Source organism: uncultured Ruminococcus sp. (assembly GCF_946415235.1).
GTDB lineage: Bacteria > Bacillota > Clostridia > Oscillospirales > Ruminococcaceae > Ruminococcus.
The window spans coordinates 40,738-58,556 of the sequence record NZ_CAMKRR010000004.1 but is presented as its reverse complement, the minus strand read 5'-3'; the positions used below and the strand labels follow the sequence as shown (position 1 = coordinate 58,556).

Annotated in this window: 21 protein-coding genes and 2 tRNA genes; 12 read left to right on the top strand and 11 right to left on the bottom strand. The window is 45.6% G+C overall.

Going from position 1 to position 17,819, the window contains the following annotated elements; genetic code table 11:
• The first annotated feature begins 45 nt into the window (after positions 1 to 45).
• The 5 genes from Q0R37_RS02080 to Q0R37_RS02060 are packed head-to-tail and all read left to right on the top strand — an operon-like array spanning position 46 to position 3,935.
• Positions 46 to 1,200, top strand: coding sequence for a D-alanyl-D-alanine carboxypeptidase family protein (locus Q0R37_RS02080; protein ID WP_294750572.1), 1,155 nt, complete (start codon positions 46 to 48; stop codon positions 1,198 to 1,200).
• 13 nt (positions 1,201 to 1,213) lie between these two features.
• Positions 1,214 to 1,945, top strand: coding sequence for a pseudouridine synthase (locus Q0R37_RS02075; protein WP_294750570.1), 732 nt, complete (start codon positions 1,214 to 1,216; stop codon positions 1,943 to 1,945).
• Position 1,946: 1 nt separating this feature from the next.
• Positions 1,947 to 2,327, top strand: coding sequence for a hypothetical protein (locus Q0R37_RS02070; RefSeq protein WP_294750569.1), 381 nt, complete (start codon positions 1,947 to 1,949; stop codon positions 2,325 to 2,327).
• Between the two features lie 21 nt (positions 2,328 to 2,348).
• Entirely contained in the window at positions 2,349 to 3,296 is a 948-nt protein-coding gene (metA, locus tag Q0R37_RS02065; RefSeq protein WP_294750567.1) for a homoserine O-succinyltransferase, read from the top strand.
• A gap of 15 nt (positions 3,297 to 3,311) precedes the next feature.
• Positions 3,312 to 3,935 carry a DUF4190 domain-containing protein gene (locus tag Q0R37_RS02060; protein WP_294750565.1) on the top strand — a complete coding sequence of 208 codons (624 nt, stop codon included), beginning with the start codon at positions 3,312 to 3,314 and terminating at the stop codon, positions 3,933 to 3,935.
• Positions 3,936 to 3,976: 41 nt separating this feature from the next.
• Here Q0R37_RS02060 and Q0R37_RS02055 read toward each other — a convergent pair whose 3' ends face one another.
• Positions 3,977 to 4,864 (bottom strand): polysaccharide deacetylase family protein, encoded by an 888-nt coding sequence (locus Q0R37_RS02055; protein ID WP_294750563.1) that lies wholly within the window; start codon positions 4,862 to 4,864, stop codon positions 3,977 to 3,979.
• A 113-nt stretch (positions 4,865 to 4,977) separates the two neighbouring features.
• On the opposite strand from Q0R37_RS02055, the gene Q0R37_RS02050 reads away from it, so the two are divergent.
• Together Q0R37_RS02050 and Q0R37_RS02045 are read left to right on the top strand one after the other, a co-directional pair.
• Entirely contained in the window at positions 4,978 to 6,144 is a 1,167-nt protein-coding gene (locus tag Q0R37_RS02050) for a stage II sporulation protein P (protein WP_294750561.1), read from the top strand.
• Between the two features lies 1 nt (position 6,145).
• Complete coding sequence (locus Q0R37_RS02045; protein WP_294750559.1) at positions 6,146 to 6,445, top strand: hypothetical protein; 300 nt, start codon at positions 6,146 to 6,148, stop codon at positions 6,443 to 6,445.
• Here Q0R37_RS02045 and Q0R37_RS02040 read toward each other — a convergent pair.
• Positions 6,434 to 6,985 carry a hypothetical protein gene (locus tag Q0R37_RS02040; protein ID WP_294750557.1) on the bottom strand — a complete coding sequence of 184 codons (552 nt, stop codon included), beginning with the start codon at positions 6,983 to 6,985 and terminating at the stop codon, positions 6,434 to 6,436. The genes Q0R37_RS02045 and Q0R37_RS02040 overlap by 12 nt on opposite strands.
• Before the next feature lie 93 nt (positions 6,986 to 7,078).
• Here Q0R37_RS02040 and Q0R37_RS02035 point away from each other — a divergent pair.
• Positions 7,079 to 7,153: transfer RNA gene (locus tag Q0R37_RS02035), tRNA-Arg, on the top strand.
• Positions 7,154 to 7,584: 431 nt separating this feature from the next.
• Positions 7,585 to 7,878 (top strand): hypothetical protein, encoded by a 294-nt coding sequence (locus tag Q0R37_RS02030; protein ID WP_294750556.1) that lies wholly within the window; start codon positions 7,585 to 7,587, stop codon positions 7,876 to 7,878.
• Positions 7,879 to 8,012: 134 nt separating this feature from the next.
• On the opposite strand, the gene Q0R37_RS02025 is transcribed toward Q0R37_RS02030, so the two are convergent.
• Positions 8,013 to 8,588 (bottom strand): TetR-like C-terminal domain-containing protein, encoded by a 576-nt coding sequence (locus Q0R37_RS02025; protein WP_294750554.1) that lies wholly within the window; start codon positions 8,586 to 8,588, stop codon positions 8,013 to 8,015.
• 447 nt (positions 8,589 to 9,035) lie between these two features.
• Between Q0R37_RS02025 and Q0R37_RS02020 the strand changes: the two genes are divergently transcribed.
• Both Q0R37_RS02020 and Q0R37_RS02015 read left to right on the top strand, forming a co-directional pair.
• Entirely contained in the window at positions 9,036 to 9,704 is a 669-nt protein-coding gene (locus tag Q0R37_RS02020) for a VTT domain-containing protein (protein ID WP_294750552.1), read from the top strand.
• On the top strand, positions 9,701 to 10,423 hold the full coding sequence (locus tag Q0R37_RS02015; protein ID WP_294750550.1) for a putative ABC transporter permease: 723 nt from the start codon (positions 9,701 to 9,703) through the stop codon (positions 10,421 to 10,423). Before Q0R37_RS02020 ends, Q0R37_RS02015 begins: the two co-directional genes overlap by 4 nt.
• 54 nt (positions 10,424 to 10,477) lie before the next feature.
• Here Q0R37_RS02015 and Q0R37_RS02010 read toward each other — a convergent pair whose 3' ends face one another.
• Genes Q0R37_RS02010 through Q0R37_RS01995 form a run of 4 tightly spaced genes read right to left on the bottom strand, consistent with a single transcriptional unit; the run spans position 10,478 to position 12,750 of the window.
• Complete coding sequence (locus tag Q0R37_RS02010; protein ID WP_294750548.1) at positions 10,478 to 10,627, bottom strand: hypothetical protein; 150 nt, start codon at positions 10,625 to 10,627, stop codon at positions 10,478 to 10,480.
• A gap of 13 nt (positions 10,628 to 10,640) precedes the next feature.
• Positions 10,641 to 11,732 (bottom strand): radical SAM protein, encoded by a 1,092-nt coding sequence (locus tag Q0R37_RS02005; RefSeq protein ID WP_294750546.1) that lies wholly within the window; start codon positions 11,730 to 11,732, stop codon positions 10,641 to 10,643.
• A 4-nt stretch (positions 11,733 to 11,736) separates the two neighbouring features.
• Positions 11,737 to 12,285, bottom strand: coding sequence for a glutathione peroxidase (locus tag Q0R37_RS02000; protein ID WP_294750544.1), 549 nt, complete (start codon positions 12,283 to 12,285; stop codon positions 11,737 to 11,739).
• Between the two features lie 18 nt (positions 12,286 to 12,303).
• On the bottom strand, positions 12,304 to 12,750 hold the full coding sequence (locus Q0R37_RS01995) for a MarR family transcriptional regulator (protein WP_294750541.1): 447 nt from the start codon (positions 12,748 to 12,750) through the stop codon (positions 12,304 to 12,306).
• 450 nt (positions 12,751 to 13,200) lie between these two features.
• Between Q0R37_RS01995 and Q0R37_RS01990 the strand changes: the two genes are divergently transcribed.
• Entirely contained in the window at positions 13,201 to 13,725 is a 525-nt protein-coding gene (locus Q0R37_RS01990) for an ATP-binding protein (RefSeq protein ID WP_294750539.1), read from the top strand.
• 52 nt (positions 13,726 to 13,777) lie between these two features.
• On the opposite strand, the gene pta is transcribed toward Q0R37_RS01990, so the two are convergent.
• The 4 genes from pta to feoB all read right to left on the bottom strand — a co-directional run bounded on the left by pta (position 13,778) and on the right by feoB (position 17,622).
• On the bottom strand, positions 13,778 to 14,794 hold the full coding sequence (gene pta, locus Q0R37_RS01985; protein WP_294750537.1) for a phosphate acetyltransferase: 1,017 nt from the start codon (positions 14,792 to 14,794) through the stop codon (positions 13,778 to 13,780).
• Between the two features lie 179 nt (positions 14,795 to 14,973).
• Positions 14,974 to 15,047 (bottom strand) — tRNA-Arg (locus Q0R37_RS01980).
• A gap of 84 nt (positions 15,048 to 15,131) precedes the next feature.
• A complete protein-coding gene (locus Q0R37_RS01975) occupies positions 15,132 to 15,275 on the bottom strand; it encodes a FeoB-associated Cys-rich membrane protein (RefSeq protein WP_294750536.1) in 144 nt (47 codons plus the stop codon).
• 1 nt (position 15,276) lies between these two features.
• Entirely contained in the window at positions 15,277 to 17,622 is a 2,346-nt protein-coding gene (feoB, locus tag Q0R37_RS01970) for a ferrous iron transport protein B (protein ID WP_294750535.1), read from the bottom strand.
• Positions 17,623 to 17,819: the final 197 nt, after the last annotated feature.

Here is a 17,819-nt window from a genome sequence, read left to right as displayed (position 1 = left end):
TATGAGGCATATCCTTTAGCATAGCATTTATGCGGAGGTGTGCCTGTGAAAAGACTTGTATCTGTATTTGCGGCAGTACTCCTCACAGCCTTTTGTCTGTGCGGTACTGTGTCCTTCGGCGCGGAAGCCCCTGAGATATATGCCAAAGCGGCTGTTCTCATATCTGCCGATACGGGCGAGGTTATCTACGGGCTCAATGCCGCGGAGAAGCTCCCCATGGCAAGTACTACCAAGATAATGACGACCCTGCTTTGCCTTGAAAGCGGCGGGCTCTATGACGAGTTCGTTGTGGACAGTGAGGCGATAAAGGCAGAAGGCTCGTCAATGGGACTGCGCGAGGGGGATATAGTCACAAAATACGCGCTGTGCTGCGGAATGCTGCTGCCCTCGGGCAATGACGCGGCAAATGCGGCAGCTGTAAGGATATCGGGAAGTATCGAAGCCTTTGCGGAGCTTATGAATGAACGTGCAAGAAAAATGGGTCTTTCAAAGACATTTTTCGTTACTCCCTCGGGACTTGAAGGAGAGGGACACGGTTCGTCGGCGGCAGATATGGCTCTGCTTGCCCGTGAGGCTCTGAAAAACGAGCTTTTCCGTGAGATATGCTCAAAGGAAAGCATAAAGGTAAGCTTCGGCGCTCCGCCCTATGAAAGGTGGCTTTACAATACAAATAAGCTGCTTTCAATGTATGACGGAGTTTACGGCGTAAAGACAGGCTTTACCGATGAGGCGGGGCGCTGTCTCGTGTCTGCCTGTCAGCGTGACGGCAAAAACCTGATATGCGTTACTCTCAACGACCGGAACGACTGGAACGATCATATCGCGCTGTATGAGTACGGCTTTGATGCGGTAAGGCAGCTTGAGCTCACGCTGCCAAAGGATATCACGGCTGATGTAGCGGGCGGTACCTCGGAAAAGCTGCGGCTCGTACCCGAAAACAGTACGTATATTGTGTCAACAGTGGCAGGAAATGCCGATGATTTTACATATACTGTGCTCAGACCGCCTTTTCTGTATGCTCCCGTAAAAGCGGGAGAGGAAGCCGCAAGGCTGAGGATAAGCTATTTCGGACGAGAGGTGGACACGGTTCCGCTTTATGCCGCCGAGGACGTACAGGCAGTGACCGTAAAGACGAAAAAGGCTGAAAAAGGTTTGTTCACAAGGATAAAAGAATTTTTCGGGAGAATATTCTCCCCTTAAGGACTGGATAAAATTGGAAAAAATAAGAATTCAGAAAATGATCGCCGACAGCGGCGTATGCTCCCGCAGAAAAGCTGAGGAGCTCATAACACAGGGCAGGGTAAAGCTCAACGGACATCCCGTAAAGCTGGGTGACAAGTGCGGCTTCAAGGACCTTATCACTATCGACGGCGAGCGTATCACCATGCCGAGAAAGAAGAGCTTCCTGTACCTCATGATGAATAAGCCGAGAGGCTATGTCACAACGGTCTCGGACGAGCTTGACAGGCGCTGCGTCATGGATCTTCTCACAGACGTTGAGGAGCGTGTTTACCCTGTGGGACGTCTTGACCGCAATTCGGAGGGACTGCTTCTCTTTACCAACGACGGCGAATTCGCAAACAGCATAATGCACCCGAGCCGCCATATATCAAAGACCTACCGTGTAACGGTGCGCCCTGATATCAATGACGATCAGCTTGTAAGACTGGCTGAGGGCGTGGAGATCGACGGTAAAAAGACTCTTCCTGCTTCAGTTGTTGTAAAGGACAAGGAGGAGGGCAGAGTTGTGCTCCTTATGACGATCAAAGAGGGCAGGAACCGCCAGATCCGTAAGATGTGCGAGGCTGTGGGACTTGAGGTCGCAAGACTTCGCCGTATAAGCATAGGACCTCTCAAGCTCGGTATGCTGAAGCCCGGTACCTACCGTGAGCTTACCGCAGAGGAGCTCCGTGCACTGCGTAATGCCATAGGCAAGGAGAAATAATATGCTTGAGATACAGGAAAGGTTCGATACTGTCGGCTATGAGAAGCTTAAAGAAGCCGCAGGCAGTGCTGAGCTCCATATCACAGAGGCTCTTGACAGGGGCGGTGTTATCGGATTTATAGCATATTCCTACGGTACCGAGAAAACTGTCATTTACGACTATGACGACGGGGGAGACCTCATGCTGTGTGACGGCCTTGTCCGCTCGGTGATGCTGAAAAGCGTACTCAAGGGCATAAAGCATATGCTTTTCGAGCTTGATGACAGTGCTAAGTTTGATGCGCTCAAAAAGCTGCGCTTCCTGAAGGACGACAGCAGACAGTGCAGCGACCTTGACAGCTTCATGAACGGCTGTCAGAGCTGCAAGAACAAGAAAGAATAAATATGAAAGGACAGATCAGGATTGCCAATCAGGATTTCTTCAGAGCTTCCTGCTTTCAAAACTCTCGGAAATGAAAATATCTTCGTTATGTCGAAGGAAAGGGCAGAGCATCAGGATATCCGTCCTCTGAGGGTAGTGATACTCAATATCATGCCCAAAAAGATAGAAACGGAGTGTCAGCTGCTGAGGCTTCTCAGTAATACTCCGCTTCAGGTGGACGTTGATCTGCTGCAAATGGCTTCGCATACATCGAAAAATACCTCACATCATCATCTTGAGTCTTTTTACAAGACCTTTGACGAGATATGCGAGGACAGATACGACGGAATGATAATCACGGGAGCTCCCGTGGAGCTCCTTGACTACGAAAAGGTAGACTACTGGAAAGAGATATGCAGCATTATGGAGTGGTCGAAAACTCATGTTTTTTCCACTATATATATATGCTGGGCAGCACAGGCAGGTCTTTACTACCATTACGGTATACCTAAGTATACCCTTGACCACAAAATGTTCGGTATATTCCCTCACAGGGCTGAGGTAAGCAATTGTCAGCTCTTAAGGGGATTTGACGATATATTCTATGTTCCGCATTCAAGGAATACGGAGGTCCGCAGAACAGATATCGAGCGCATACCGCAGCTTGAAGTTCTTACCTCCTCTGATATAGCAGGTGTCCATATAGTTGCCAATAAAAACGGCAGACAATACTTTATAACTGGACATTCCGAGTATGACAGGGATACCATAGCCAACGAGTACAGGCGTGATGTTGAAAAGGGTATAGATATACAGATACCATATAACTATTTCCCTGGTGACAATCCCGAAAATATGCCTGTGTTTTCATGGCGCTGCACTGCAAATCTGATGTTTTCAAACTGGCTCAACTACTGCGTTTATCAGAAAACGCCGTACAATCTCGAGGAGCTTGAGGTACGCAACTGGAACTGGGAAACAAGTTTATGATCGAGGAGGATCAAAATGGAAGATATGTACAATAACAACGGAAACAATTACGGCAATAACAATAACGGACGCGGATATTTCCCTGACGGTGAGTTCAGAGGTATGTACAATGAGAACTATAATATGCCTCCCGAGCAGAAGGGCAGCGGACTTGCAATAGCTGCATTTGTAATAGCATTGATAAATATCATACCGTGCTGTACTATGCTGAGTATAATCTCTGTCCCGCTCTGTCTTATTTTTGCCATAGTATCACTTGTGGGCAAAAGGAAGGGCAAGGGCTTTGCCATAACTGCCATAATCCTTTCCGCTATAGCCGGATTGCTCTTTGCATACTATGGATTCATCATGTATAAAATCGGTCCTGACTATACGTATTTTGTATTGAATTCAGAACAGATCGTTGCGGACTATGAGGAGGACGGAACTATCCCCGAAAGATTTGATAAGTACCGCGATCCTAAGTATGATAAGTACTGGCAGAGAAACGGCTGTGATTCGTTTGATGAATTCTTTGGCAAGCTGATCGAAAGCTACAGCAGAAGCGCAAGCTTCGGTTCGGTAAGCGAAAGTTCGTCAGGATCGTCAAAGGACGACGAAAAGGATAAGCTTTCACTGCAATATGTACCGGTATTTTGATGCCTGAGCACCTTTGATGCAGAAGGGGCGTGATAATATTATCACGCCCCTGTTTCATTTGTAAGCATTGCCATATACTCCTCGGTAGTGAGCAGACCGCTCCTGTTATATCGGAAGATACCATAGAGGCAGTCGGGATCGCGGGTGATATGATTTATGCCCTCACGGCAGGTGAGAGTTATAAGGATACCGCTTTCACGCAGTATTGGCAGGCTTTCTCTGCTGATCGCTCCGAAAGGATAGGCAAAGACCTCGGGAATTATCCCGCAGTTTTGTAAAAGCTCGGTTTTTAGCAGCCCTATATCCGTACCGAGTGCTGCTGCGTACTCGTCGCTGCTCTCCTCAGGCAGTTTTGCACAGCCTTGCCTGCCATTGCTGTTGGAATGCATATCATAGGTGTGGCTGCCGATCTCTATCCGTCCCGAAGCTGCAAGCCGGGCGATATCGCTCCATGTAAGGTAGGAATAGCTGTCAGCGTGGGGATCGGCGGCTGCATAATCATCGGTATATCTGCCAACAATAGATACAACGGCGCACATATCGTACTTTTCAAGCAAGGGGAGAGCAAGTGAAAGGTTATTGTAAAAACCGTCATCAAAGGTTATAAGGACCGGCTTTTCGGGAAGCTCACCATTACCGCGGGTATAGTCCGTGAGCTGTCGGGCGCTGACTGATGTATAACCATTGTTTTTCAGCCATGCAAGATCGCTGTCGAGCTGCTGCGGAGTTACCGTGTAAGCTGAGGGAGCTTTTCCGCATACGCTGTGATACATTATTACGGGGAGTGGTACAGGCTTTTCAGTGCTTTTGTATGCCGAAACAGAGAAAACTGCCGTTCCTGCAATGAAAAAAAGCGCACAAGCGGCAATGGTAAGCAATGCGAAAATAAGTCTGTAAATGAGCCTGCTGAATGAAAGGCACTTGTACATCGTTATCACCTCTTTTCAATGATATGCCGCTTTATGTCGGGAAATGACATGAATTTGCGGACATAGACAGCGCAACGGGCGAATATACTTAAGATAGTGAAAGAGGTGAGTATATGACGCGCCATAAACGCAGAAAAACAAAGGGCTTCGCAAGATGTGTCGCAGCTGTTCTTGTTCCTGCCGCAGCGGCTTTCGGTGCAAAGGGAGCTGCGGGAGTAATAGGCTCTCTTGACGGAGCAGAAGTTTATACCACAGGGATGACCGAAAAGGCGGCGGCGGATCATATAAATGCCGACGCAGAGGTGATAAAGCGCATAAAGCTTGAGGATAAAATGCTTGAGGGAGCGGATATCGTATCCGAGGGGTACGGGTATACCGATGAGGACGACAGGAACAGGGATTATGTGAGGCTTACTGATCCTCTCGACATGAGAAGCGGCAATGCAGGTGCAAAGCCCTATCCCGAAGCGTGGAGCGACGGCGGTGAGATAATACGGACTACCTATGGAAGATACAGCGGTACTTCATTTTTTGACCTTGACGGCGGAGGACAGGTCAATAACAGGACGGATATCCCGAATGATGAGCTTTACCGTGAAAGCGGATATTATCCAAATTTTACGGTAGAAAATACAGACGAGCCCCTTGTGCTCATCTATCATACCCATACTACCGAAAGCTTTGAGCCCTTTGTACGCGAAAGCTACGATCCAAGCTTCAATTACAGGACAACTGACGATACGAAGAATGTGGTAATGGTGGGAAATGCCATACAGGCAGAGCTTGAAGCGCTCGGCATAGGCGTTATCCATGCCGCGGAGATACACGATTACCCTTCCTATAACGGTTCGTACGGCAGGAGCCGTGAGACTATAATGCCTATACTTGAGAAATATCCGAGCATAAAGGTGGCTCTTGATATCCACAGAGATGCGATCTCGGGGGATGGCTGCGCTTATCAGCCCTTTGTTGAAGTGGACGGCAGGGAAGCGGCTCAGATCATGATTATCTCGGGCTGTGACGACGGAACTCTCGGTATGCCGAATTATATGCAGAATTTTCACTTTGCCTGCACTCTGCAAAGCAAGCTCGAATCCGATCATGAGGGGCTTACGCGCCCCATACTCTTCGATTACAGGCACTATAATCAGGACCTTACCAACGGCAGTCTGCTTATCGAGGTAGGCTCGCACTGCAATACTCTCGGTCAGGTACAGTTCGCTGGACAGCTTTTCGGACGTTCCCTCGGAGAGCTGCTCAATTCGATGAAAGGAAGATAAAATGCGTAAAAAAAAGAAAAAAACCGCCCTGAAAGCAGCTTTTCTTTATCTGCTTCTGAGCGGCGGCTCATGGATGTTTATGAATTCATATGCAAATTCATACAATATGATAAGCAATAATAATATGGTTCCCGCAGGACTTCTGCTAAGAGACGAAGAAGTATCCTTAAAGCTTCTCGGACACAGCGGAAAACTCGATATATCACTGATAGCTCCCGACAGTAAGATCTACTGCGGCGCGTATACCCTTGCGCCCGACGAGGTGAGAGCTGCGGCGTATATCATATCATTATGTATATAGCTTGGATCTCCTTGTATAATAGAACGTGTTGAGCTCGCCTGCATAAATGAGATCGGCTCCCCGGAAATTTCTGAAATCATCAGGAGTGTAGAGCGAAAAGGCTTTTTCGAGAGGAATGCCTATTTTATCCATGATATATGCGACGAACTGTGAACAGACGAAGCTTCTTTCGCGTTTCCATTCGATATTGAAGTACACTGCAAGAAGTCCGAGGAGGTTATAGGAATAGACCTTGCGGTGCTGTGCGAAATGGGAAATAAGCTTGTTATAGGCTTCTTTTTGCTCGGGAGTAACGCTTATCTGGTAGATCTCGCATGGTATGTTATGATACTGACCGAGAGTGCCCTGGCCAACTATTTCCTGATTAAAGGTCGCAGGAAGCGGAAATGGTCTGTATGTACGGCAGAAGCTGTACATCTCCGAAAGCTCCATATCGCCTGAAAGAGAAACGTGATTGAACGGTTTTTTAGTACAGAACTTGAAGAACCGCGCAGGTCTTGTGCCTGTTTGTGCAACTATTAAATAAATATAGTCCCCCAAAACGTTCCCTCCTAATTTATTTTTTATAATTATATCATAAATGCTTGCAAATTTCAAGAGTTTTTGATATAATTATATGGTACTGAGAAAAATGCGCCTGTAGCTCAGTGGATAGAGCATCGGCCTCCGACGCCGTGTGCGCTGGTTCGACTCCAGTCAGGCGTACCAGCGGGGAGCCCCGCAGCCAAGTTTGCGCCTCACTTTAAGTGGGGCGTTAGTTTTTATGTTTCCATTTTATAACACACCGTAAGGGTCGGCTTTATGCCGACCCTTGTTAGGATAATACGGTTGATCATCTTTATGGCAATTCAATTGCGACATTCGTCATGATTTACAGGAGAGTGTGTTATAAGAATGGTATCGGATGCCTGAAATAATTATATGAAAGTTCTGTCTTTGTATATATCTGACTAAATACCGGTAAAAATTTTGTTGATTATTTTTTTGGAAAAATATACCAAAATAATTTGAAATATGTTATAATAATTATAAGGAACGGACATTGCTTTCTCGTTACGGGGAAACTGACAGAGAAAAAACTGTTCTGATCTTTACAACAGCCGTTTGACGAAAACTTTTTTGAAAGGAGTTGATCTTCTGTGGTAAGAGGTTTAGGAGTATATGCACCTATGGCTTTGCTTCCCGACGTAATAATTGAGAAGCTGCGCGAGAAATACGATCCCGACATATATAGAACAAGTATAATGATTATGAAGCTTGTCGGCGGAGGTGTGATAAAATACAGGTTCTGGATAGATACAAGTCCCGATCTGTCAGCTCCGCGTTCATCTGCCATGGTAGATGTATTGGCTGACGAACTTACTGAAGGGGAACAGGCTGTAATTGATACAGTATTAAAAATAGGGGCAGTATCGGCCATGAAAAAAATATAGTTAAAGCAAAAGGCTGCGTAGGATAGCATACGCAGCCTTTATTTATATCATAATCAGAGCCGTATTTTTTATAATATCATTTACTGCAAAAAGATGAAGCTGCAAGACCGGTATGGAAAACCGATCTCAGCTGATCAAACCAATCCGTTTATTCCTTTGAATGTTATCGTACCTACATCGTTTGAGAATTTATCCAAAGGATATTTTCTGTCCGAATTGAACCACTTCTGATATGCACTTAACATACCGTTTATGGAATAATTGACTATCAGATCCAGCTTTGGTTCGGAAATGCTTATCTGCTTAGAAAACACATTCTTTACTTTGCTCTTAAGAAGTTCTGAAATTTTACTGACAAGACTGATACTGCCCTTTGATTTCATAAGATAACCGTAAAACTCGATATCGCTGTTTATTATATCCGTAAGCTTTTCAAAGATAAGCTGCGGATTTTTCATTGCCTCCTGAAAGTCGATATCGTTTAACTCACAGTCAAACAGGCATATCAGTTCATTCTCGATCTCATCAATGACCTGATATACTCCGCTGTAGTAGTTATAGAAGGTTTTTCTGTTTATATCAGCTTTATTGGCGACATCACTTACCGTTATGGAATTAAGCTCTTTTTCTGAGAGCAATTCGGCAAAGGAGTTGCGAATAGCTTTTTTGGTCTTAAGTATTCTTCTGTCGATTTTTCTTTCCTCGTTCATCAAGCTCACTTCTCTACAAAATATTATTAATCCGAGGTATAATACTCGGATTTGGAACAAAGTGTGGCAAATTCCATATATTGCGTCAAAAATGTCCGTTCACTTTTTTGCCCACTTGTATTATAATATACACATGAGGTATATGTCAAGAGCCTGAAGTAATATTCGGGGATATATTATGAATATCTTTAAAACAGCTTTCGGATGAAACGATGATAAGTAGACTAAGGAAAATGGGTATATTTATCACTATTTCAATTATAATAATAAGTGTTTTCTTATGGGGAGATATGTTATGGGAGATCGCGGCTTTACACATTCATAAGCACAAGGGAAAAAGAGAAGAAAAGCTTTATATGAAAACAGATTCGTCGAATGAGACTGTTTTCGGTACGCTGCTTGTTCTTTCCGCACAGTTAAAAAAGAAAAATATAGCCTTTCACCATTATGAACAGAAAAGATAAGATAATAAAATATGCAAAACTGCTTTCGGCTGTGATATGGATCATATTATTTATTTTCCTGATCTGCAACCGACGGTATATGTCCGCATCGGTAATAACTGAATATTCTCCGAAAAATGAGCTTCTTTCTGCTCTGGCAATGCTCATGCTCTATTTATTCAAAACAGTGTCGGTCATTTTCCCGTATAAGGTCCTGCAGCTAACTGTCGGGATGCAGTTTTCACTCATTCCCGCTTTTTTCATTAATCTTATCGGTTCGGCAATAAGCTTTGCCATAGGCTATCTCATGGGACGTATTTACAGTACCGAAGCTGTAAAAAGGATAGTGGAAAAAAACAAGAAATTATCGCTGCTTATTCAGCGGCAGAGCAGTAATATCGTATTTTTCAGTTTCTTCCTGAGAACGCTTTTATTTCTGCCATTAGAGGCGGTAAGTATGTATTTCGGCACAGTAAAGGCAGATTTTAAGAAATATATGCTTGGCAGTATATTGGGAATGCTGCCGAATATAGTGATCTCCACGATCATGTGTGATAACATATCAAAGCCCGCATCTCCTGCTTTCTTTGTATCTGTAGTATTATTCATTCTCATTTCGGTCATAGCAGTTATATGGTATGCAAAATATATTAAAAAGGAGGATAAGCATTGAATATATTTCTGACTTTAACATTTCTGTTTGCTGTCGGCAGTATGTTTGGCTGGGGACTTGAAGTCATCTACAGAAGGTACGTGACCCGGAAGAAATGGGTAAATCCCGGCTTCCTTACGGGACCTTGTCTGCCGCTTTACGGCTTCAGTCTGTGTATATTGTATCTGCTTACTCAGCTTGAACACACTATACCAGTTAAGAAAGAGTGGGTCGAAAAGCTCATCTTATTTGCACTTATGGCTATAGCTATTACAGCTTTGGAATATCTGATCGGAACTATCATGATATCTGCTGCCCATATCCGACTTTGGGATTATTCTGAGTGCAAAGGAAATATTAAAGGCATTATTTGTCCGCAATATTCATTTTACTGGATGTTTTTAAGTGCAGTGTATTATTTTCTGATACATCCTCATACATTGAATGCATTGAAATGGCTTTCCCACAACCTTGCGTTTTCATTCGGAATAGGCTTCTTTTACGGTGTATTTGCTATAGACTTGGCTTACTCGACCCACATTATGAATTATATAAGTAATTTTGCCGATGAAAACCAGATCGTAATAAGGATTGAATCCCTGAAAAAATATATACAGGATGGTTTCAAACAGCGCAAGCCGCGGTTTCTCCTTTCTTTGAAGCCCGAAAAGCCTCTTTCGGAGATACTGGAGCAGTATAAAAACAAGCTGGCATTCAGCAAAAAAAATAATAGCAATTGAAAAGACGGCTTTTCAATATGCGCTTAGTTCTTCTTATAGTTTCATATCCTGTGTTCAGCTCCGCTTGTTTTTGCACCAGAAATGCCACTTCGGAGCAGGAGGCATGGGCTCGTGCTTGATAAGAGCTCTTATGACTCTGCGGTGAGTAAAGCAGCAGCAAGCAACTACTGCACAGATAACCAGTAAAATAATTATACCTTTCATAGTATTTCCTCTTTTATTCGTTGATGATCTGCTGTACAAGCTCACGCTTTTCATAGAGGACGCAGCCTCCTTCGTGATCTTCCAGCAGATAGCCTTCATCTCTCAGCTTTCTGAACAGCGGTGAATCCATCGCCTTTTTCAGAGAGCTGTCTCTTACGTTGATGTCTGAATAGGGTGAGAACGGACAGGGTTCTGCGCCGCCGTGGGAATTGATATGGAAGAAGCCCCTTCCTGCAGCAACACAGCCGCCCGAGCTCTTTTCATCTCCGGGGAACAATATGTAGACCATTTCGGGATGTGTTTCTCTCAGCTGTCTGATCTTGTTCTGCAGATACTCACGCTCGATATCTGTAGGAGCAAGCTCTCGGCTCTCATCGGTCACAGGTACATACTCCACAAATATGACTACTTTGCAGCCTTTTTCCGAAAGACTGTCCAAAAATGCCTGTGAGGTCACTTCCTTGCAGTTCCTTGTAGTGACTGTCACGGAAGCGCCGAATATCAGTCCGCGCTTATGTATCTCGTCCATATTGGCTATAAGTCTGTCATAAATGCCTGCGCCGCGCCTTTCGTCTGTCAGCTCACGGCTGCCCTCGATACTCATAACGGGTATCAGATTGCGGCATTTATCGAACAGCTCTAAGTATCTTTCATCAAGATATGTGCCGTTTGTGAAGATAGGGAAGAGAATATTCTGCTTTTTTCCTGCCCCTTCGATAACGCCGCGCCTGAGCATGGGCTCTCCGCCTGCAAGCAGGATAAAGCTGATACCAAGCTCCTCGGCTTCGTCGAATACATTCTGCCACTCCTCGTCGGTGAGCTGTCTGACAGGTTCGGAATCTGTTGTTGCATGATTGCAGCGTGAGTAACAGCCTGCACAGTGAAGATTGCACTTGCTTGTGATACTTGCGATAAGAAAGGGCGGGATATGGTCGCCTTTGGCCTCGGCTTTCCGGCGCTTTTTTGAAGCTGTACGGCTCGCAGCGGCAAATTTAAGCATAAACGCGCTTTCCTTCGGGTTTTTAAGTGTGGCTTTTATCGCTTCGGATACGATACCCTCCACGCCCTCGATGAGATATTCCTGAAGATCAAATTTTTCGCCCATAATATCACCCCAATAAGTCTTCAGCCGCTTTTCTGACCTCTTTCATATCGGCAGTAGGCTCAAATCTTGCAATAACTTTGCCTGTTCTGTCAATGAGGAACTTTGTGAAATTCCACTTGATGTACGCTTTATCACCGAATTTCTTGTTATTCATCTCAGTAAACTTGCTGAGTGCGGCGTTTTTTATACCCTTGCCGAAGCCTTCGAATGGCTTCTCTTTGGCAAGAAATACAAACAGCGGTTCTGCGTTGTCACCGTTTACGTCTGTTTTCGCAAACTGAGGGAACTCGGTTCCGAATTTCAGCTTGCAGAACTGGTGTATCTCCTCTTCGCTTCCCGGAGCCTGATTTGCGAACTGATTGCAGGGGAAGTCGAGTATTTCAAAACCTTTATCATGCAGGTCGCGGTACATTGCTTCAAGAGGTTCATAATGAGGCGTAAATCCGCAGCCTGTTGCAGTATTGACTATGAGCAGTACCTTGTCCTTATAATCGCTGAGACTTATCTCGCTGCCTTTGCGGTCTTTAACTGTAAAATCGTACACTGTATTCATGGTTTGGCTCCTTTCATATTATCGGAAATCTTCATTTGCTGCATCAAGCAATTCGTAAAGCAGCGAATAGAGCTGCTTTGCCTTTTCGGGAGCGATCTTAACGCACTGTCCGACCTTGAACGGGACATCCTTTGCCTGTTCCTGCAATGCCCTGCCCTGTTCGGTCAGGTATATAAGAACTGCGCGTTCATCGTCCTTACTGTGCTGTTTTTCGATATATCCGAGAGTTTTCATCTTTTTCAGCAGCGGCGAAAGCGTTCCGCTGTCCATGAGTTTTTTACAGATCTCACCGACTGTAATTCCGTCATTTTCCCAGAGGACCAGCAGAACGATATACTGTGTGTAGGTTAGATCAAGGGCTTTAAGATAGGGAGTGTATGCTCCTGTCACAGCTCTTGCCGCCGCATACAGGGGAAAACAAAGCTGATTTTCAAGTTTCATTGCTTCCTTGTAGTCATATTCCATCTTATCACTCCTTTAATATGCATTGTTTACAATTATATTGTATCAAATATAATTCTGCTTGTCAAGCCCTTTTTACTATTTTTGATATTTAACTAAAAAATTCTTATTTATCTTTCGGATATAGCTCCGCTCATGAACTGACGGTCAGCTTTAAAATAAACAAAACAGGAAGACACTTCAAATGAGTATCTTCCTGTTTTAGCCGCTTCTGCGGCAGTTATCGCTGCTGTATCGGTAGCGTTTTTCAGCAAAGATATGCGGAGTGAGTTTTTCACGGCTGTCATATGAGGCGTTTACTGTTCATGGAAGAATTGACGACACTGATAGAAAAGTACTGACAGCTGCTGCAAATCTTTTAAGTATTGAATAAACTCCTTCTTGATATAATAAATGGTAAATGATGTCAAATGATATTTTTTATGGCAGTTTTTACCCAAAATAGAAGGCAATATGCTTGACTTTGAGGCAGATAATGTATATAATGAAGTTAAGGAATGCGAAAGGAGTGCGGATATGATAGACCTCGGACATCTTGAAAAGTACAGGGAAAACAACAGGATAGAAGCCAAAAAGGCTATAGGCGGACTTCCTGTAAGTCTGTGGGAGACATATTCGGCTTTTGCAAATACTCTTGGTGGCATAATCCTTCTGGGCGTTGAAGAATACAGTGATAAGTCGCTCCATGCGGTAGACCTGCCCGATCCCGATTGGCTCGTGAAGGATTTCTGGGACATCATAAACGATCCCCGTAAGGTAAGCGTGAATATACTGAGCGAGGAAGACGTAAAGATAAGGGAAATAAACGGAAAGCATATAATTTCGATCGTTGTTCCAAAGGCTTCTGTCTCGCAAAAGCCCGTATATATAAACGGCAGCCCTTTCACAGGCACATACAAGCGCAGCGGCGACGGCGATTACCGCTGCTCTATACGGGAGATACAGCGCATGATAGCCGCAAGAAAAGATCCGTTATAACAGTAAACGGGACTGCAGCGAATGCAGTCCCGTTTTATTAATTAAGCATTGATCAAGCCATACCTGCTGTGATGATGGCCATTTTATATACTTCGTCAGCGTTGCAGCCTCTTGAGAGGTCGTTGATAGGAGCGTTAAGTCCCTGAAGGATAGGACCGTAAGCCTCGTAGCCGCCAAGTCTCTGAGCTATCTTGTAGCCGATATTTCCTGCTTCGATGAGCGGGAAGATAAATGTATTTGCCTGTCCTGCAACCTTTGAGTCGGGGCACTTTGTCTTTGCGACCTCTGCCGAAACAGCAGCGTCAAACTGGAACTCACCGTCGATAACAAGGTTGGGGTCGATATTTCTTGCTTCGATAACAGCGTCGTGGCTGAGCTGAACTGTGCCGCCCTTGCCCGAACCGTATGTGGAGAAGCTGAGAACAGCTACCTTAGGATCTATACCGAAGAAATCAGCAGTCTTTGCAGTCTCAACAGCAACCTCTGCGAGCTTTCTTGCGCCTGTGAGAACAACATTGCCTTCCTTGTCAACTGTATCCTCATAGCTGAGGTTGATAGCGCAGTCGCCCATAGCGATCTTTTCTTCCTTGCCGTCCTTCTCGCGGAAGAGTATGAATGAAGAGCTTACAAGATTAGAACCCTTCTTTGTCTTGATGATCTGGAGAGCAGGTCTTACTGTATCTGCTGTAGAGTATGTAGCACCGCCGAGGAGAGCGTCTGCCTTGCCTGCCTTTACGAGCATTGTTCCGAAGTAGTTGGACTTTGCAAGAGCTGCACGGCACTCGTCCTCTGACATCTTGCCCTTTCTGAGCTCGAACATCTGAGCAACGAGAGCATCCATTTCGGGATATGTAGCAGGGTCGAGTATCTCAGCGCTGTCGATATTGAAACCGCCGTTCTTCGCAGCAGCCTTTACCTCGTCAACGTTTCCGCAGAGGATAACGCCCATGAGGTTTTCCTTGATAAGTCTGTCAGCTGCGGAAAGGATACGCGGATCGCTGCCCTCAGTGAATACGATGGTTTTCTTGCTGGATTTAAGATTTGCTATAAGCTTGTCAAACATTCCCATTTGAGAGACCTCCATTGGATTTATTTTTTACCTTCCTATTATAACACAGTTGTTTTTCAAAGTCAATCATTAGATAATCAAGTATACTCACATTGCCGCAGAAAAGTCGCTTCACGCAAAAATGCCGATGCGAATAAACGGCATAAATAAAAAACCACGCCGAAACGTGGTTCAAAGAGCGTCCCAAAGAGGAGTCGAACCTCCGGCCTACTGCTTAGGAGGCAGTCGCTCTATCCTACTGAGCTATTGGGACAAATCTAAATAATATTTTAACACATATTTCTGCTCATTTCAAGAGTCTGATAATAATTTTATTTATTTAACATAAGAGCTGTACTCATTTGGTACAGCTCTTACACTGATGGCAGGTGCTGCAATTCCCGCAGCAGCCGCCTTTTCCCTTTTGTTTCAGTGTGCTCCGCACTGCAAGGAACAGTCCTGCGGCGATGCAGACCAGTATTATGATATCGTAAATATTCATATCAGTTCACTCCTAAGCAGAGACATATGAACTTAATGACAAGAGCAGCCGCCCATGCCACGGTACATTGGAATATTACCATAGTGAAAGCCCACTTTTTGCCGAGTTCGCGCTTTACTGCGGCAATTGCAGCAACACAGGGGGTATAGAGCAGGCTGAAAACAAGAAGGGAAGCCGCTCCCGCTGTTGTAAGGGCAGCTCCCACGTTTCCGCCGAAGAGTACTTCGAGAGTGGAAACTACGCTTTCCTTAGCCATAAAGCCTGTAATGAGAGAGGTGACTATACGCCAGTTCCCAAGTCCCACAGGTCGGAATACGGGCTCTAAAAGTCCTGCTACAGAGGCGAGGATGCTGTTCTCCGAATCTTTGACCATGTTGAAGCCGAAATCGAAGTTCTGCATGAACCACACAACGACCGTTGCTATGAGTATGACGGAGAAGGCTCTTTGCAGGAAGTCCTTTGCCTTTTCCCACAGGAGCTGAACTACGTTCCTGAAGCTGGGCATACGGTAGTTGGGGAGCTCCATGACAAAGGGTACGGCTTCACCGCGGAAGATAGTCTTTCTGTAAAGCAGAGCCGTGACAATGCCCATGAGTATGCCGAGTATGTAAAGCCCTGCCATGATAAGTCCGCCGCGCTTCGGGAAGAATGCACTGACAAAAAAAGCGTAGATAGGCAGCTTAGCTGTACAGCTCACGAATGGGGTGAGGAGTATGGTCATCTTACGGTCGCGCTCGCTGGGGAGAGTCCTTGTGGACATTACCGCAGGAACAGTGCAGCCGAAGCCTATGAGCAGAGGAACGATGCTTCTGCCCGAAAGACCTATCTTACGCAGGAGCTTGTCCATGACGAAGGCAACTCTTGCGATATACCCGCTGTCCTCAAGGAGAGACAGGAAGAAGAAAAGTGTCACGATAACGGGGAGGAAGCTCAGAACGCTTCCCACGCCTGCGAAAATTCCGTCAATGACAAGGCTGTGGATAGTTTCGTTTATGCCGAGTTCCACAAGTGCGCTGTCTGCAGCCTTAGTGAGCAGATCAACGCCATTTTCGAGAAGTCCCTGCAGCCATGCGCCTATGACGTTGAAGGTAAGCAGGAAGACAAGGATCATTATTGCAATAAAAGCGGGTATCGCCGTGAACTTTCCCGTGAGCAGCTTGTCTATCCTGCGGCTCCTTATGGTCTCCTTGCTCTCGTGGGGCTTGATAACAGTCTCGTCGCATATCCTGCGTATGAAAGCAAAGCGCATATCCGCGACAGCAGCGCTTCTGTCAAGACCGCGTTCCTTTTCCATCTGACTGATGATATGCTCCAGCATTTCCTGTTCGTTTTCGTCGAGCTGAAGCTGCCTGAGTATGAGCTTGTCTCCCTCAACGAGCTTGCTTGCGGCAAATCTTACTGGTATCCCCGCAGACTTTGCGTGGTCGTCTATGAGAGCGATTATTCCGTGGAGACAGCGGTGTACCGCGCCGTTTTTGTGGCGCTCGTCGCAGAGATCCTGCTGAAGTGGGCGCTCCTGATAGTGAGCTATATGCAGAGCGTGGTCTATGAGCTCGTCAACGCCCTTGTTCTTTGAAGCCGATATGGGAACTACAGGCACTCCGAGGAGCTGTTCCATAGAGTTTATATCCACAGAGCCGCCGTTTCCGCTTACCTCGTCCATCATGTTCAGTGCAACTACCATGGGGATATTCATTTCAAGCAGCTGCATGGTGAGGTAGAGGTTTCGCTCTATATTCATGGCGTCAACGATGTTTATGATAGCACGGGGCTTGTTGTCAAGGACGAAGTTCCTCGAAACTATCTCCTCGCTGCTGTATGGCGACATTGAGTATATACCCGGGAGGTCGGTGACAAGGGTATTCGGATAGCCCTTTATTGGACCGTCCTTTCTGTCTACCGTGACACCGGGGAAGTTTCCCACGTGCTGATTTGAGCCAGTCAGTCGGTTGAACAGGGTGGTCTTGCCGCAGTTCTGATTGCCGACAAGTGCAAATGTGAGCTGTTCATCGTCGGGAAGCGGATCACCGTCACCCTTTGCGTGGAAGATACCGCCCTCGCCGAGTCCGGGGTGGTGGGATTTTGACTTTTTCTTTTTCTGAGCCGCAACAGCTGATTTTTCGCTGAGGGGAGTTATCTCTATCCTGTCTGCGTCAGCAAGCCGAAGTGTAAGGGAGTATCCGTGTATCTGAAGCTCCATTGGATCGCCCATGGGAGCGAGCTTAAGCATGGTGACCTCAGCACCCGGGATAACGCCCATGTCAAGGAAATGCTGCCTGAGAGCGCCCTCTCCGCCGACTGCCTCGATAACGGCACTCTGACCTGCTTTCAGTTCCTTAAGTGTCATATTATTCCTTCTTTCCAATTCTTTGCAAACCTTTCTTATGTTATCATTATATAACTTTTTGCCCTTAAAGTCAATTAAAGTTATTTTGTACTAACCGTTTTGCATTTGTTAATTAGTATTTGAGGAATATCATTGTCAGTCCTGAAACTGAGTTTTCAGTGCCTAAAACAGGTCATACAGTTGTAAAAAAAGAGAAT